Source organism: Methylobacterium nonmethylotrophicum, assembly GCF_004745635.1.
GTDB lineage: Bacteria > Pseudomonadota > Alphaproteobacteria > Rhizobiales > Beijerinckiaceae > Methylobacterium > Methylobacterium nonmethylotrophicum.
In genome coordinates, this window is sequence record NZ_SRLB01000004.1 from 81,738 (window position 1) to 97,135 (window position 15,398).

Annotated in this window: 10 protein-coding genes; 5 read left to right on the forward strand and 5 right to left on the reverse strand. The window is 73.7% G+C overall.

Annotation, left to right across the window (positions count from 1 at the left end):
- Positions 1-783, forward strand: coding sequence for a 2-oxo-hept-4-ene-1,7-dioate hydratase (gene hpaH / locus EU555_RS05480; protein ID WP_135413662.1), 783 nt, complete (start codon positions 1-3; stop codon positions 781-783).
- 299 nt (positions 784-1,082) lie between these two features.
- On the opposite strand, the gene glnT is transcribed toward hpaH, so the two are convergent.
- The 5 genes from glnT to EU555_RS05505 all read right to left on the reverse strand — a co-directional run bounded on the left by glnT (position 1,083) and on the right by EU555_RS05505 (position 6,149).
- Entirely contained in the window at positions 1,083-2,381 is a 1,299-nt protein-coding gene (gene glnT, locus EU555_RS05485) for a type III glutamate--ammonia ligase (RefSeq protein WP_135413663.1), read from the reverse strand.
- A 60-nt stretch (positions 2,382-2,441) separates the two neighbouring features.
- On the reverse strand, positions 2,442-3,782 hold the full coding sequence (locus EU555_RS05490) for an FMN-binding glutamate synthase family protein (RefSeq protein ID WP_135413664.1): 1,341 nt from the start codon (positions 3,780-3,782) through the stop codon (positions 2,442-2,444).
- Positions 3,782-4,471 (reverse strand): GltB/FmdC/FwdC-like GXGXG domain-containing protein, encoded by a 690-nt coding sequence (locus EU555_RS05495; RefSeq protein ID WP_135413665.1) that lies wholly within the window; start codon positions 4,469-4,471, stop codon positions 3,782-3,784. The genes EU555_RS05490 and EU555_RS05495 overlap by 1 nt, the downstream gene beginning before the upstream one ends.
- A complete protein-coding gene (locus tag EU555_RS05500; protein WP_135413666.1) occupies positions 4,471-5,364 on the reverse strand; it encodes a class II glutamine amidotransferase in 894 nt (297 codons plus the stop codon). Before EU555_RS05500 ends, EU555_RS05495 begins: the two co-directional genes overlap by 1 nt.
- 179 nt (positions 5,365-5,543) lie before the next feature.
- On the reverse strand, positions 5,544-6,149 hold the full coding sequence (locus EU555_RS05505) for a helix-turn-helix domain-containing protein (RefSeq protein WP_135413667.1): 606 nt from the start codon (positions 6,147-6,149) through the stop codon (positions 5,544-5,546).
- A gap of 1,057 nt (positions 6,150-7,206) precedes the next feature.
- Between EU555_RS05505 and EU555_RS05510 the strand changes: the two genes are divergently transcribed.
- From EU555_RS05510 to EU555_RS05525, 4 genes are read left to right on the forward strand one after another with little or no spacing between them, the layout of a single operon-like run.
- Positions 7,207-8,523 carry an NHLP bacteriocin system secretion protein gene (locus EU555_RS05510; RefSeq protein ID WP_135413668.1) on the forward strand — a complete coding sequence of 439 codons (1,317 nt, stop codon included), beginning with the start codon at positions 7,207-7,209 and terminating at the stop codon, positions 8,521-8,523.
- Positions 8,524-8,567: 44 nt separating this feature from the next.
- Entirely contained in the window at positions 8,568-10,721 is a 2,154-nt protein-coding gene (locus EU555_RS05515; RefSeq protein ID WP_167858448.1) for a cysteine peptidase family C39 domain-containing protein, read from the forward strand.
- The gene (locus tag EU555_RS05520) at positions 10,718-13,570 is read left to right on the forward strand and encodes an ATP-binding cassette domain-containing protein (RefSeq protein ID WP_135413670.1); all 2,853 of its coding nucleotides are present in this window, start codon (positions 10,718-10,720) and stop codon (positions 13,568-13,570) included. The genes EU555_RS05515 and EU555_RS05520 overlap by 4 nt, the downstream gene beginning before the upstream one ends.
- Positions 13,542-15,398, forward strand: coding sequence for a 2Fe-2S iron-sulfur cluster-binding protein (locus tag EU555_RS05525; protein WP_135413671.1), 1,857 nt, complete (start codon positions 13,542-13,544; stop codon positions 15,396-15,398). The genes EU555_RS05520 and EU555_RS05525 overlap by 29 nt, the downstream gene beginning before the upstream one ends.

The following is a 15,398-nucleotide window of genomic DNA, read 5'->3' on the forward strand; positions in this document are numbered from 1 at the left end:
GTGCTGAGCGACGACGATCACCGCAAGGCCGCCGAGGCCATCCTCAGGGCCGAGCGCGAGCGCGTGCCCTGCCCGCAACTGTCGAAGACGTTTCCGGACATGGAGATCGCGGACGCCTACCGCGTCCAGGACCTCTGGGCCGAGGCGCGGATCGCCGCCGGCGCGCGGCTCGCCGGCCACAAGATCGGCCTGACCTCGCGCGCCATGCAGATGGCCTCGAAGATGACCGAGCCGGATTACGGCCGCATCCTCGACGACGCGCTGTTCAACGATGGCGCCCAGATCCGCACCGACCTGTTCATCAAGCCGCGCCTGGAAGTGGAGCTCGCCTTCATCATGGGCGAGGACCTGTCCGGGCCGGGCTGCCGCATCTACGACGTGATGCGGGCGACCGAGTTCGTGGTCCCGGCGCTCGAGATCATCGACTACCGGACCGAGGTGCCGCGGGCGATCGTCGACACCATCGCCGACAACGCCGCCTTCGGGGCGATCGTCGTCGGCGGGCGCACGATCCGGCCCTTCGACGTCGACGTGCGCTGGATCGGCGCCACGCTGTCGCAGAACGGCATCATCGAGGAATCCGGCGTCTCGGCCGCCATCATGGGCCATCCGGCCGCCGGCATCGCCTGGCTGGTCAACAAGCTCGCCGCCGTCGATGCGGGGCTCAAGAAAGGGCAGATCGTGCTCGGCGGCTCGTTCACCCGGCCCGTCGACATCAGGAAGGGCGACGTGATCCAGGCCGATTACGGCCCGCTCGGCGCCATCGGCGTCTCCTTCGTGTGAGCCGGGAACGGCCTTGCCGGAGAGCCGCTTCCGGCGCGCCCCGCGCGAGGGGTCGGCCGATCGGCCCGCGCTGCGGCCTCCCGGGCTCCTCGCCGCCGAGGCGGCGGGCGCAGCGTAAGACCGTCCGCGCCTTGGCAGGAAGCAGCTTCGGGCCGAGCGTCCGGCACGCTTTCGCGAACCGACGATGCATCTCGCGACGAAGCGGCCGCGGGTCTCGTCCGGGGTGAGGGTCTCGGCCGCGCCGGCCTCGTTCCATGTCGCAGATCCATGCGGGTCGGCCAGCCTCCGGCGCCCCGGCCTCAGCAATCCAGGGTGGTGTCCCGCTCCCACTGGGTCAGGTGGCGGCAATAGGCGTCCCATTCCTGGCGCTTGAGCTTGAGGTAGCTCGGCACGAAGGCGCCCAGGGCCTCGTTCAGGACGGGACTGGCTTCGAGCGCCCGCAACGCGTCGAGCAGGTTGAGCGGCAGGCGCTTCACGCCTTCGACCGTGTGGCCGTGCGTGTACATGTCGAGGTCGAGGCGCGGGCCGGGGTCGCGGCGGTGACGCATCCCGTCCAGTCCGGCGGCCAGGATCGCGGCCTGGAGCAGGTAGGGATTGACCGCCCCGTCGGCGAGGCGGAACTCGAACCGGCCGCCGCCGGGAATGCGGATCATGTGGGTGCGGTTGTCGCCCGCATAGGTCACGGCGTTGGGCGCCCAGGTCGCGCCGGAGGCCGTGCGCGGGGCGTTGAGGCGCTTGTAGGAGTTCACGCAGGGATTGGTGATCGCGGCCAGCGCCTCGGCCGAGTGGATCAGCCCGCCGATGAAGTGATGGCCGTCCTGCGACAGCCCGACGGCGTCGGTCCGGTCCGCGAAGGCGTTCTCGGGCCCGCGCCACAGCGAGACGTGGGCGTGGCAGCCCGACCCCGTCAGGTCGGCGAAGGGTTTCGGCATGAAGGTCGCCCGCAGGCCGTGCGTCTCGGCGATCGAGCGGGCCATGTACTTGAAGAAGGCGTGGCGGTCGGCGGTGACGAGGGCGTCGTCGTACTCCCAGTTCATCTCGAACTGGCCGTTCGCGTCCTCGTGGTCGGTCTGGTACGGATTCCAGCCCAGCGCCAGCATCGCGTCGGAGATCTCGCTGACGACGTCGTAGCGCCGCATCAGGGCCGACTGGTCGTAGCACGGCTTCACCTGCCGGTCGGCGGTGTCGGCCGGGGCCGTGCCGTCGGGGGTGATGAGGAAGAACTCGCACTCGACGCCGGTCTTCATCTGCAGGCCGTCGCGGGCGGCCTCGGCGATCAGGCGCTTGAGGAGGTTGCGCGGCCCCTGCGCGACCGGGCGGCCCGCCATCACGAGGTCGGCCGGCAGCCAGCCGACCTCGGGCTTCCACGGCAGCGCGATCAGCCCGTCGGGATCCGGCACCGCGACGAGGTCGGGATCGGCCGGGCTCATGTCGAGCCAGGTGGCGAAGCCCGCGAACCCCGCTCCGTTGCGGCAGGTGCCGGCGATCGCCGCCGCCGGCACCAGCTTGGCGCGCTGGGTGCCGAACAGGTCGGTGTACGACACGAGGAAGTACCGGATGCCGCGCTCCCTGGCGGCAACCTCGAGATCGAGCGGCATCGCGTGAACTCTCCGGCGGGCCTCGGCGGGAGCCGCCGTCCGGCGGCTCCGGATTTCGCGTCAGAACAGACCGTTGCCGGACGGTTCCTTGCCGGGGATCCAGCCGGTCCCGGCGAGCGGCACCTGCGCCATCGCGGCGGCCTCGATCGTCAGGGCGACGAGGTCCTCGGGCTCCAGGTTGTGCAGGTGGCTCTTGCCGCAGGCCCGGGCGATGGTCTGCGCCTCCAGGGTCATCACCGCGAGGTAGTTGGCCAGCCGCCGCCCGGCGAGCGCGGGGTCGAGGCGGGCGGCGAGCGCCGGGTCCTGCGTGGTGATGCCGGCGGGGTCCCTCCCCTCGTGCCAGTCGTCGTAGGCGCCGGCGGTCGTGCCCAGAGCCTCGTACTCGGCCTGCCAGCGGGGATCGTTGTCGCCGAGTGCGATCAGCGCCGCGGTGCCGATCGCGACCGCATCCGCCCCCAGCGCCAGCACCTTGGCGACGTCGGCGCCCGAGCGGATGCCGCCGGAGACGACGAGCTGCACCGTGCGGTGGAGCCCCAGATCCTGCAGCGCCTGCACCGCCGGGCGGATCGCCGCCAGCGTCGGGATGCCGACATGCTCGATGAACACGTCCTGCGTCGCGGCGGTGCCGCCCTGCATGCCGTCGAGAACCACCACGTCGGCGCCCGACTTCGCCGCGAGCGCGGTGTCGTAATAGGGCCGCGAGGCGCCGACCTTGACGTAGACCGGCTTCTCCCAGTCGGTGATCTCGCGCAGTTCCTCGATCTTGATCGCGAGGTCGTCGGGCCCGGTCCAGTCCGGGTGGCGGCAGGCCGAGCGCTGGTCGATGCCCGGCGGCAGGCAGCGCATGCCGGCGACCCGCTCGGTGATCTTCTGGCCGAGCAGCATGCCGCCGCCGCCGGGCTTGGCGCCCTGGCCGACCACGATCTCGATCGCGTCGGCCCGGCGCAGGTCGTCCGGGTTCATGCCGTAGCGGGACGGCAGGTACTGGTAGACCAGGGTCTTCGAGTGCCGGCGCTCCTCCTGGGTCATGCCGCCGTCGCCGGTGGTGGTCGAGGTGCCGGCAAGACTCGCGCCGCGGCCCAGAGCCTCCTTGGCGTTGGCCGAGAGCGAGCCGAAGCTCATCCCGGCGATCGTCACCGGCGTCTTGAGGCGGATCGGTTTCGAGGCGAAGCGGCCCCCCAGCACCACCTCGGTGCCGCAGCGCTCGCGGTAGCCCTCCAGGGGATAGCGGCTGATCGAGGCGCCGAGGAACAGGAGGTCGTCGAGATGCGGCAGGGCGCGCTTCGCCCCTGCGCCGCGGATGTCGTAGAGGCCGGTCGCCGCGGCGCGGCGGATCTCGGCCATCACCTCGGGGGTGAAGGTCGCCGACAGGCGCGGGGCCGTCCGGGGATGCTCGGCCATCAATAGGCTCCGGCGTTGTCGACGTGGAAGTGGTAGAGGGAGCGGGCCGAGCCGTAGCGGCGGAACTCGCCCGGATCGACCTCGCCCGCGAGCCCTGCCGCCGTGAGCCGGGCGAAGACCTCTTGGCGGTGCGCGTCGCGCATCGCCTTCTCGATGCAGTCGGCACCGAGGCTCGCGACGCTGCCGCGCACGTAGAGCCGGGCCTCGTAGAGCGAGTCGCCGAGCGCCTCGCCGGCATCGCCCAGCACCGTCAGGGTGCCGGCCTGGGCCATGAAGGCCGACATGTGGCCGATCGCGCCCTTCACCAGGATGTCGACGCCCTTCATCGAGATGCCGCAGCGCGCGCCCGCATTGCCGTCGATGAGGAGCATGCCGCCATGGGCGGTCGCGCCCGCCGCCTGGCTGGCGTCGCCGCGGACGTGGACGAAGCCCGACATCATGTTCTCGGCCACGCCGACGCCGGCATTGCCGTTGACGACGACGCTCGCCCGCTTGTTCATGCCCGCGCAGTAATAGCCGACATGGCCCTCGATCTCGACGCTGACCGCGGCGTCGAGCCCGACCGCGACGGCGTGGCGCCCCTCCGGGTTCACGACGATCCAGCGGGTCTCGTCGGTGTCGGGCGCGAGCGCGTGCAGCGCCCGGTTCAGGTCGCGCAGGGCCGAGGTCCGCAGGTCGATCGTGGGCATCAGTGGCGCTCCCAGACATAGACCCGGGCCGGTTCCGGCTCGAACACGCTGGCGGCCGCGATGCCCGGCAGGCCGACCAGCGCCCGGTACTCGGACCCGAAGGCGACGTAATCCTCCGTCTCGGCCATCACGGCGGGCTTGCAGGCGATCGGGTCGCGCAGGACGGCGAAGCCCGTCTCGGTGCCGACCACGAAGGTGAAGAACCCGTCGAGGTCGCTGAGGCTCGCTTCGAGCGCCTGGCGCAGCGAGGCCCCCTCGCGCATGCGCCAGGTCAGGTAGCCGGCGGCGACCTCGCTGTCGTTCTGCGTCGCGAAGGACAGGCCGGCGCGGGTGAGGCGGCGGCGCAGGTCGTTGTGGTTCGACAAGGAGCCGTTATGCACCAGGCACTCGTCGCGGCCGGTGGAGAACGGATGCGCGCCGCTGGTGGTCACGGCGCTCTCGGTCGCCATCCGGGTGTGCCCGATGCCGTGGCTGCCCGCCATCCCGGCGAGGTCGAAGCGCGTCGCGACCGCCTCCGGCAGGCCGACCTCCTTGTAGATCTCCATCCGCCGCCCGGCCGACACGACGTCGATGCCGGGGGCGTTGGCGGAGAGCCAGGTCCGGACCTCGCCCTCCGTCCCGGCGGGCACCGGCAGGACGGCGTGGGTGTCGCGCAGCGCGGCCGCGAAGGGCCGGCCGGTCGCGGCTTCGAGCGCCGCGATGGCGGCCCCCAGAGCCGCCTCGTTCGGCCCCCGCAAGGTGATCTTGAGGTCTTCCGCAGGGGCGCCGTAGACCGCGAAGCCCGCACTGTCGGGACCGCGCTCCGTCACCGTCGCCAGCATCGACGCGAGCAGCGCGCCGAGCTGCGGCTCGCGTTGCGGATGCTTGAGAAACAGGCCGACGATCCCGCACATCCGGAGGTTTCCCAGCACCGCATGATGGGAATACGGTTCGCACGGAGGCCGGCACTCGTCAACTATGGATCACAAAAATTTCTTGCCAGGAAAACTCCTCCGGCCCGCCAGGCGGCCATGAATGACCGGGGCCGCCAAGCGGCCATGGATGACCGGACGGGCCAGGCGGCCCGGAGGTCCTACGTCCGCGGATACGCGATGATCGACAGGTAGGTCATCGGCCGCTCGATCAGCTCGCGCGGCCCGTGCAGCCCCTCGGCGTCGAACAGGAGCGCGTCGCCGGGCTTCAGGTGGTAGTCCTGGCCGGCGTGGTGATACCGGACCTCGCCGCTCAGCATGAAGATGAACTCGACGCCGGCGTGGCGAAAGCCCGTATAGGCCTCGGCATTCTCCTCCAGGGTGATCAGGTAGGGCTCGAGCACGGTCTCGCCGCGGATGCCGGCACCGAGAAGCTCGTAGATGTGGCCGACCTTGGTGCCGCGCCGCTCGATGACGACACCCGTCCCCTTCCTCACGTGAGAGCAATCGCGGCTCTCCTCGAACGCGGCGAACAGGGCGGTGATCGGCACGTTCAGCGCCCGTGCCAGGGCATTGACGGTGGCGAGCGACGGGGAGATCTGCCCGTTCTCGATCTTCGAGACCATGCCGTGCGAGATGCCGGCGGCACCTCCCAGGTCCGCGATCGAGAGGTCGCGCTCGCGGCGCAGCATCCGGACCTGATGCCCCAGGGCGCGCTCCAGGCTCTTGTCGTCCTCGATGGGCGCGTTCGACCCGGTCTTCAACATGGCATGCCCACGATCGTCGGACGAAGACGACGCCGGGCGGCTCCCAGCGCGCGATCGGCCCCGTCATAGCGGATGGCGCTTCCGCCCGGTAGAATGAGGTCGCGCCACGACGAGACCCGGCTGTCGCGCCTCTCGGGGTCACGCGGCCGCTCCATCCGCATGGACCGGGCGCTCCGACCTGCGGGGCGGTCGAGCAAGGCCCGGGCCGGGCTCGAACCGGCACAGGTCTCGGCTCACGGAGTGCGGTCGGGGTTCATGACCGGGACCGGGCGGCGTGCCGCGGCCGGCGACGGCGGAGCTTCGCTCCGCACGCCTGCGCGACGCCGAAATCCGCATCGCGAGGCGATCAATCGGATTTCGGATGATGGCCCGGTCTCGCGGATGCCCGCCCCGTGACGGGCAGGACGGCAGGCCCGCTTCATTGCCGGCACCGGCAGAGGGATATGCGCAATTTTCTCCGTGTACAGCAACCGCGCGTTCATTCCCTAATACCCGCGCAGCGCATGATTTGGACGCATCGAAACGGGTCTTCGGGCGTCTGGATGCATCGCGGGTGCCCGCCCCCTTGCGGGAGGCGGCGGGACGGACGTCCCGGCCGCACCGGCGCCGTCCCGGGCTCGTGGGGTGGCCGGCACCGTCATCCTGGAGAACGAGACGGCAGCTCATGATCACCGACCGAAGAGCCGCCATGCTGGTCGCCGCGGCCGCCTGCGTTGCAGCCGTGTCGTCGCCGATCCGGTCCGCGACCCGGCACGCGGCCTCTTCCGCCCTCACCGCGCCTTCGAATGCCTGGAATGAACGATCCGTCCCCGGCGATGCTCCCGGGACCCGTCACCGTCATGACTGACGCGGCCGCCATGGATCTCGCCATCCTGTCTTCGCGCCCGACCCCGCGTCGCGCATCCGGCGCCGTCGCGCCCCCGCGTGCCGCCCGCCTCGGCGGCACCGGCGATGTCGAACCCTGACCGCCGGCTCCCTGGTCCCCCGTCGGCGGGGCCGGCCGGCGCGTCGTCGCAAGGCTGATGTCACAAGGTTGCTGCTGCCCGGAGGCTGGCGCGTGCCCATTCGTTCGACCGGAGCGGATCTCTCGACGAATGCTCTCTTCCGGGCATCGGCCCTGGAGCGCATGGCGGCTCCGGACCGCCTCGACATGGCGGCCGCGATCGTCCGGCCGGCCTACTGGGCGCTGGTGCTGAGCTGCTGCGCCCTGGTGGTTGCAGCCGTGGTCGCCGGCATCCTGGTGCATCTGCCCGTCAAGGTTGCGGCGAACGGCATCCTGCTGGACGTCGCCGGGGTGAAGGAGGTCGCCGCCACCGCCGCCGGCCAGATCCGGGCGCTCTCCGTCCGCACGGGCGACCGCGTGCGCGTCGGCGACGTGATCGCCACGATCGAGCAGCCCGACCTGAAGCAGGACATCGAGGCCGCCGCCGCGGAGCTCAAGGACGCGCGCGACCAGCTCGACAGGACGCTCGCCCTCCAGCGGCGCATCGCCGCCGAGCAGGAGGCGTTTCGCGCCCAGCAGCGCGACACCCTCACCCGGAGCGCCGGATTCTCCACCCAGAAGGTCGCCGCCCTGACGGAGCGGCTGCGCGACTTCGAGGGCCTCGCCGTCCGCGGCGTCATCACCCGGCAGCGCCTCCTCGACGCCCGCAACGAGGCGAACGCGGCGCAGGAGGAGCTGGCGAAGACGGGGAGCGGCCTCAAGCAGCTCGACGTCGAGGCCAGTGCCCAGGCCGCCGAGCGCGAGCGCGAGCGCCTGTCCCTCGACCTGAAGGTCGCCTCGGCGGAGCGGAAGGTCGAGATGCTGCGCGAGCGCCTCGGCCGGGTGGACGTCGTCACGAGCCCCTATAACGGCGCCGTCGGCGAGCTGAAGGTGAATGGCGGCGAGCTGGTGGAGCGCGGCGCGGCCCTCGTCGCCATCGTGCCGGAGGGCCTGTCCAATCCCGGCGACGAGCCGGCCGCGCCGCTGATCGCGACCCTCTACGTCGACCCGGCCGACGGCAAGAAGGCGCGGCCCGGCATGGACGTCGAGATCATGCCCTCGACCGTCAAGCGCGAGGAATACGGCTTCATCCGCGGCAAGGTCGTGTACGTGTCGGACGTACCGGCGACGCAGGAAGGCATGCTGCGCACGCTCAAGAACCGGCAGCTCGTGCAGACGCTGGCCAATGGCGGCGCCCCGTTCGAGGTGCGCGCCACCCTCGAGCCCGATCCGGCCACCCGGTCCCGGCTGCGCTGGTCGACCTCCGCCGGACCGAACCTCCTCGTCAGCAGCGGCAGCCCCTGCCGGGCCGAGATCGTCACGCTCTCGGAGCCCGCCCTGCAGGTCCTGCTGCCGGCGAGCCGGGCGCTGTTCGGGTGGTCCGGCCGATGAGCGCTGGACCGGCCGTCGCGCCGGCCGTTTCTCGTAAGCCGGCCATGTCCTGGCGTCCGCGCCGGCGCGTGCGCGTGCCGACCTTCCTGCAGCAGGAAGCCGCCGAGTGCGGCGCGGCCTGCCTGGCGATGATCCTGGCGGCGCATGGCCGCTGGCTCACCCTCGCCGAGACGCGCGAGCTGTGCGGGGTCGGCCGCGACGGGGTCCGGGCCTCGCGCATCCTGCGCGCGGCGCGCGCGCTCGGCCTGATCGCCCGGGGCCTGCGGGTCGAGCCCGGCGACCTCGCGACTCTGCCCACGCCCTTCGTCGCCTACTGGAACTTCAACCACTTCGTGGTCGTCGAGCGGTACCGGCCCGGCGGGCGCAGCGCCATCAACGACCCGGCCGTCGGACCGCGGCAGGTCGGGCGGCAGGAGTTCGAGGACGCCTTCACCGGCGTCGTGCTCACCTTCGAGCCCGGCCCGGGCTTCGTGCGGGAGGGCGCGCGCCCGAGCCTCGCGGCGCTCCTCGGCGAGCGCATGCGCGGGGGTCGGCGCGCCCTCGCCCTCGCGGGCCTCGCCGGGATCCTCCTGGTCGTGCCGGGCATCGTCGCGGCGGGGTTCACGCGGCTGTTCATCGACCGGGTGCTGGCCTCGCAGACCCAGTCCTGGCTGATGCCGCTGATCGGGGCGCTCGCCGCCTTCGCGCTGCTGCGGGCGACGCTGACCTACCTCCAGCAGGTGACGCTGGCGCGCAGCCAGGCGGCCTTCTCGACCAGCATGGCGGTCGCCCAGATGTGGCGCCTCCTGCACCTGCGGCTCGGCTTCTTCGCGCAGCGCTTCGCCGGCGACATCGCCCACCGCTTCACCCTGATCGACCGGCTGAGCGGCATCGCCGCCGGCAGCCTCGTGCCGGCCGCGGTCGCCCTGGTCTCGGTGGGCGCCTATGGCGGCGCGCTCGTCGCCCTCGACGGCACCCTCGGGCTGCTGGCGGCGGCCGCGACCGCGCTGGTGCTGCTCATCACGGTCGCGGCCGGCCGGATCCTGGAGGATGTCGGGATGCGCCTCGTCAAGGACGAGTCGCGCTGGCAGGCCGCCACCATCCAGGGCGTCGCCGCCGCGGCGGACGTGAAGGCCGGCGGCACCGAGCGGCTCTTCCTGGCGCGCTGGATGGGCCACCATGCCAGGGTGATCGACGCCGACCAGCGCGCGCGCGTCCTCTCGCTGTGGCTCGGCCAGGCCGCGGCGCTGGTCATGGCGCTCGCGACCGTCGGCGTCCTGGTGGCCGGAGGGCGCCGGGTGATCGACGGCGCCACCACGATCGGCGTCCTCCTGGCGGTCCAGACGCTCCTTGCCAGCCTGTCCGGCCCGGTCCTCGCCCTCGTCGGGATCGGCGGCCAGCTGCAGCAGGTCCGCGGCATCGCCGAGCGCCTCGACGACGTCGCGCATTACGGGGCCGAGCCGGAGCCGGACGGGGAGCGCGGCGACGCGGCGGCGCTCGACCACGGCCTCGCGCTCGAATTGGACGGCGTCGCCTTCGGCTACGGGCCCCTCGACCCCCCCTTCGTGACGGACGTCACCTGGAGCCTCCCGGCGGGATCGCGGATCGCGCTCGTCGGCGCCAGCGGGTCGGGCAAGTCGACGGTCGGGCGATTGATGGTCGGGCTCATCGAGCCGCGGGCGGGCGAGGTCCGGCTCGGGGGCGCGCTCCTGCGGGACTGGCCGCGGGCCAGGCTGCGCAAGGCGATCGGCTATCTCGAGCAGGATCCGGGACTGTTCGCCGGCACGGTGCGCGACACCATCACCCTGTGGGACGCCTCGCTGCCGGAGGAGCGGATCCTGCGGGCGGCGCAGGATGCGGGCGCCCACGCCTTCATCGCCGGGCGGGAGGGAGGCTACGACGCCCGGGTGGGGGAGAGCGGCGCCAACCTCAGCGGCGGCGAGCGCCAGCGGCTCGCGCTCGCCCGCGCCCTGGCGGTGGATCCCCTGGTCCTCGTGCTCGACGAGGCGACGAGCGCCCTCGACGCCCCCGTCGAGGCCGAGATCATGGCGGCGATCCGGCGGAGGGGCTGCACCTGCGTGGTCATCACGCACCGCCTCGCCACCGTGCGGGACTGCGACGCGATCCTGGTGCTCGACCGGGGCCGCGTGGTGGAGACCGGGACCCACGACGCGCTGATCGCCCGCTCGGGCGCCTACCGGGCCCTGGTGCAGGCATGAGCACCGCGTTCGCCGTCATGCCCGCTCCCCCGCCGCCGGAGGCCGTGCGCCTCGGGACCGGCCAGGGGATTCCCCTGGCCGGGGCGCTCACGGTCGAGGACGGGTTCGTCGAGGTCTATGCCGGCTGCGGCGCCACCCGCCGCTTCCTGGCGGCCTTCGGCCGGGGATCGCTCCTGTTCGGCCCGCGGATCCCGGCCGGGCTGCGCCTCGTCGCGCCGGAGGGGGCCGGCCTCGCGCCGCTCTCCGAGGACGGCCTCTCGGCCGCCTGCCGCGATCCCGCCCGGCGGGCCGGCCTCGCGGCGGCGCTCGACGCCTTCGTGACCGCCCTGTCGGAGGGACTGGCCCGACAGGCCGGCCCGCGGCCCGAGGCGGCCGCGTGGGAGCCCGGGACGGAGGTGGCGACGGCCGCGGGATCGGCCGGCAGCGCGCTGCGGGGCGTCGTGTGGATCGCGCCGGCCTCCCCGGACGGCCTGCGCTTCCTGGACGCCGCGAGCCTCGGCCCGGCCCCCACTCCCCTGACGCCCGCGACGTGGATCCGGGCCGAGCGGGACGCCGCCGCGCGGGCGCTGCCGACCGCGGACCTCCTGGCGGGCGCCTGGCGCGACGCGCTCGACGGCCTGGCGGATCTGGCGGGCCGCGCGGTGCTCGCCCTGGCCGAGCGGCACCTGTCGGCCGAGGAGGCGCGACTCGACGCGCAGGAGCGCCTGACGGCGGACGACCTGGCCCGGGCCGGCCGGTCGTTCCTCGGCATCCTGGCCGCCGGTGGCGGGGGCGTCCTGGCGCCGGATTCCGGGTCCGACGCGGCGGACGATCTCGACCACGCCCTCGACGCGGTCGCCGGGCCGGGGCCGGCGCGGCCCCACGAGGTGTCGTCCCGCGGGGCGTTGCCGCTGGAGGCGCGGCTCGAGCGGCGCGGGCTCCTGGCCCGCTCGGTCACCCTGCGGGGCGCGTGGTGGCGGCGCGACCGCGGCCCGCTCCTCGGCTTCCTGGCGGGCGACGGCGCGCCCGTCGCGCTGCTGCCGGACCGGCGCGGGCGCTACCGGCTCCTGCGCCGGGGGGCGCCGGCGCGGCCGCTCGACGCCGGCACCGCCGCCGCGCTGCAGGCTCGGGCCTTCACGGTGACCGAGGCGCTGCCGGCCCACCCGCTGCGGTGGCGCGACCTCGTCGGGGCGGGGCTCGGCCGGGTTCGGCCCGAGCTCGCGACGCTCGTCCTGGCGAGCCTCGCGGCGGCGCTCCTCGGCCTCCTGGTCCCGGTCGCGACCGGGATCATCGTCGACACCTTCATCCCGGACGGCCTCGCGGGCGAATTGCTGCTCCTCGGCCTCGCCCTCGCGCTCCTCAACCTCGGCATCGCGCTCCTGAAGGCCGCCGCCGAGGGCGCCCGGCTGCGGATGGACGGACGCCTCGCCGCCTGGCTCCAGGCGGGGATCATGGACCGGGTGCTGCGCTTCCCCGCCCGCACCCTCACGGCCTTCGGCAGCGCCGACCTGACGAGCCGCCTGATGTCGATCGACCCGGTGCGCCGCTCGCTCACCGGCACCCTGGTGACGAGCCTGACTGGGGCGATCTACGCGGCCTGCTCGCTCGTCCTCCTGGTCGCCTACGCGCCGCTGGCGGCCGCCGTCGCGCTGGCCCTGCTCGCGGTGCTCCTCGGCGTCGCGTTCCTGGCCGGGCGGGCCCAGCTCGGCGCGCTGACCTCCGGCGAGGCGATGACGGCGAGCGTCACGGCGCTGACGCTCCAGATCGTGCAGAGCGTCCCGGTCCTGCGGGCCTTCGGGGCGGAGCGCCGCGCCTTCGCGCTGTGGGGCCGCAACAGCGCCGTCCAGCGCGCCCGCGGCCTGCGCGCGCGGGTCGCCGCGATCCGGTTCGAGACCGTCCTGGCCGCCTATGACAGCCTGGCCCTGGCCCTCATGTTCGCGTTCCTGGCCTGGCGGATGGACGCGAAGGACCGGATGACCACCGGCGCCTTCATGGCGTTCATCCTCTCCTACCAGCAGTTCCTGGCCGCGACGCAGACGGTCGCGCGCGGGCTCGTGCAGTGGATCCAGGCGGAGCCGACCCTCAAGCGGGCCCTGCCGCTGCTGGCGACCGTTCCCGAGGCGGCGGCCACCGCCCGTCCGCCCGCTCCCCCGGGCGGGCGGCTCGAACTGGCGGCCGTCACCTTCCGGTACGCGCCCGGCGGTCCGCCGCTCCTCGACCGCGTCTCGCTCAGCGTCGAGCCCGGCCGCTTCGTCGCCCTCACGGGCCCGAGCGGCGCCGGCAAGTCGACGCTCCTCAACCTGATCCTCGGCTTCGAGCGGCCGGAGGCCGGCGCCGTCCTGATCGACGGGCGCGACATCGCCACCCTCGACCTCGCGGCGATGCGGCGCGGGATCGGGGTCGTGCGCCAGAACGGACGCCTGCTCGCCGGCTCGATCTTCGAGAATCTCGTGGGCGCGAACGAGGGCGGGGTCGAGGAGGCGTGGCGCGCCGCAGAGCTGGCCGGGATCGCCGAGGAGATCCGCGCCCTGCCGCTGGGGCTGCACACCCTGGTGAACGAGGGCACCTCCACCCTGTCGGGCGGGCAGGTGCAGCGGCTGCTGCTCGCCCGGGCGCTGCTCGGGTCACCGAAGCTCCTGCTCCTCGACGAGGCGACGAGCGCCCTCGACACCGCTACGCAGGCCGTGATCACCGCCAACATCGAGCGGCTCGGCGTCAGCCGGCTGGTGGTCGCCCACCGGCTGAGCACGGTCCGGCACGCCGACGTGATCCACTTCATGGAGGGCGGCCGGATCGTCGAATCCGGCCGCTTCGAGGACCTGATGGCCGCAGGAGGTGCGTTTGCCGCTTTCGCCCGCCGCGGCCTCTGAGCCGCCCCGACCCGGCGCTCCCGCGCCCGCCGCCCCGACCGCTGAGGCCCCCGCCGCCGACGCGCCGGCCCGGGCCTCCCCGGCAGCGCGCAACCTTCGCAACCTGCGCGCGGTGCGGCTGTGGAGCGGGCTCGTCGTCTTCGGCTACGTCGCCTGCCATCTCCTCAACCACGCCCTCGGCAACGTCTCGCTCGGGACGATGGAGGCGGCCCTGTCCGGGCTGGTGCAGGTGTGGCGCAACCCCGCGGTCAGCACCGTCCTGTACGGCGCGATCCTGGCCCATCTCGCCCTCGGGCTCGTCGCGCTCTACCAGCGCCGCATGTTCCGCCTCCGGCGCATGGAGGTGCCGCAGCTCCTCATCGGGCTCCTGCTCCCGGTCATGCTGGTCAACCACGTCGTGGTGACGCGGATCGACTTCGCCCTCTACGGCACCGACAAGCGCTACGTCCAGGAGCTGCACCAGTTCTGGGTCAACAGCCCGGCCCAGGGGCTCAACCAGGGTGTCGTCCTGGTCCTGGCCTGGGTGCACGGCTGCATCGGCCTGTTCCTCTGGCTGCGGCTGAAGCGCTGGTTCCGGCCGGCGGCGCCGGTGCTGCTCGCCCTCGCGGTGCTGGTCCCGACGCTGGCGCTCCTCGGCTTCTACCAGTCCGGGCGCGTCGTGGCCGGGCTGGCGGCCCGGCCCGAGTGGCAGGACCAGAACCTGACCTCGGCCGAGCTCGGCACCCTCGCCGAGCGCGCGAGCCTCGAGCAGCTCCGCAACGGGCTCCTGGCCGCCTATACGGCGATGATCGGCGCCGTGCTGCTCGCCCGGCTCTGGCGCGACCGCCGGGAGCGGCGGGGCGGCGTGGTGCGGCTCACCTATCCCGACCGGAGGACGATCACGGTCCCGCGGGGCCTCAGCCTCCTGGAGGCGAGCACGCTCTACGAGGTCCCGCATGCCGGCGTCTGCGGCGGGCGGGGCCGCTGCGGGACCTGCCGGGTCTCAGTGCTGAGCGGGGCCGAGGCCCTGCCGGAGCCCGACGCGACCGAGCGGGCGATCCTCCAGCGCATCGGGGCGTCCCGCACCCCGCGGATCCGGATCGGCTGCCAGGTCCGGCCCTGCGCGGACGTGACCCTCGTCCCGATCGTCCCGCCGGGCGCCGGCACGGACTACGCGTATGGGGGGCGGCGGGTGCGCGCCGGCCGGCGGCACTACGTCGTGTGCCTGTTTGTGGAGCTGCGCGACGTCGCCGAGGAGGAGGCGGAGGCGCGGGGCGCCGACCTGCTGTTCACGAGCAACCGCTTCCTGGACGCGGCGATCGAGGCGGTGACCGGGGCCGGCGGCGCGTTCAACCGCTTCTCGGGCAGCGGGATGCTGGCCCTGTTCGGGCTCGACGGGGGCGATCCGGCCCGGAGCTGCCGGCAGGCGCTGCACGCGGCCGCGATGATCGGGGTCGCTATCGAGCACATGGCCCGCCTGCTCGGCGGGGCGCCGGTCGGCTTCGTGGTCGGGATCCAGGACGGGGTGGTGACGCTCGGCGACCTCGGCCACGGGGACGAGGTCGCCTTCACGGCCGTCGGGGCCGCCGTGCGGGACGCCGCCGACCTCTGCCAGGTGGCCCGCCGCGAGGGCGCGCAGGTCGTCGTCACCGAGAGCGTCTGCCAGCGCGCGGAGGTGCCGCCCGGTGCGCTCCCGTCCGGCGAGGTGACCCTGCCCGGGACGGGCCGGCCGCTCCGGGCCTGCGTCGTTCCGGACGCCCACGGCGTGTTCGGCGCCCTCGATGCCATCGCGGATGCCTCCACGGCGGAGGCGAACCGGCTGCAGGGCGCACGCCTGCAGCCGGCCTGA

Bases quoted from the DNA above. Each gene is read 5' to 3' on its own strand.
- EU555_RS05515 (WP_167858448.1), top strand. From the start codon at position 8,568: ATGTCCTGGCGTCCGCGCCGGCGCGTGCGCGTGCCGACCTTCCTGCAG.
- EU555_RS05490 (WP_135413664.1), bottom strand. From the start codon at position 3,782: ATGGCCGAGCATCCCCGGACGGCCCCGCGCCTGTCGGCGACCTTCACC.
- EU555_RS05495 (WP_135413665.1), bottom strand. From the start codon at position 4,471: ATGCCCACGATCGACCTGCGGACCTCGGCCCTGCGCGACCTGAACCGG.
- EU555_RS05505 (WP_135413667.1), bottom strand. From the start codon at position 6,149: ATGTTGAAGACCGGGTCGAACGCGCCCATCGAGGACGACAAGAGCCTG.
- glnT (WP_135413663.1), bottom strand. From the start codon at position 2,381: ATGCCGCTCGATCTCGAGGTTGCCGCCAGGGAGCGCGGCATCCGGTAC.
- EU555_RS05520 (WP_135413670.1), top strand. From the start codon at position 10,718: ATGAGCACCGCGTTCGCCGTCATGCCCGCTCCCCCGCCGCCGGAGGCC.
- EU555_RS05500 (WP_135413666.1), bottom strand. From the start codon at position 5,364: ATGTGCGGGATCGTCGGCCTGTTTCTCAAGCATCCGCAACGCGAGCCG.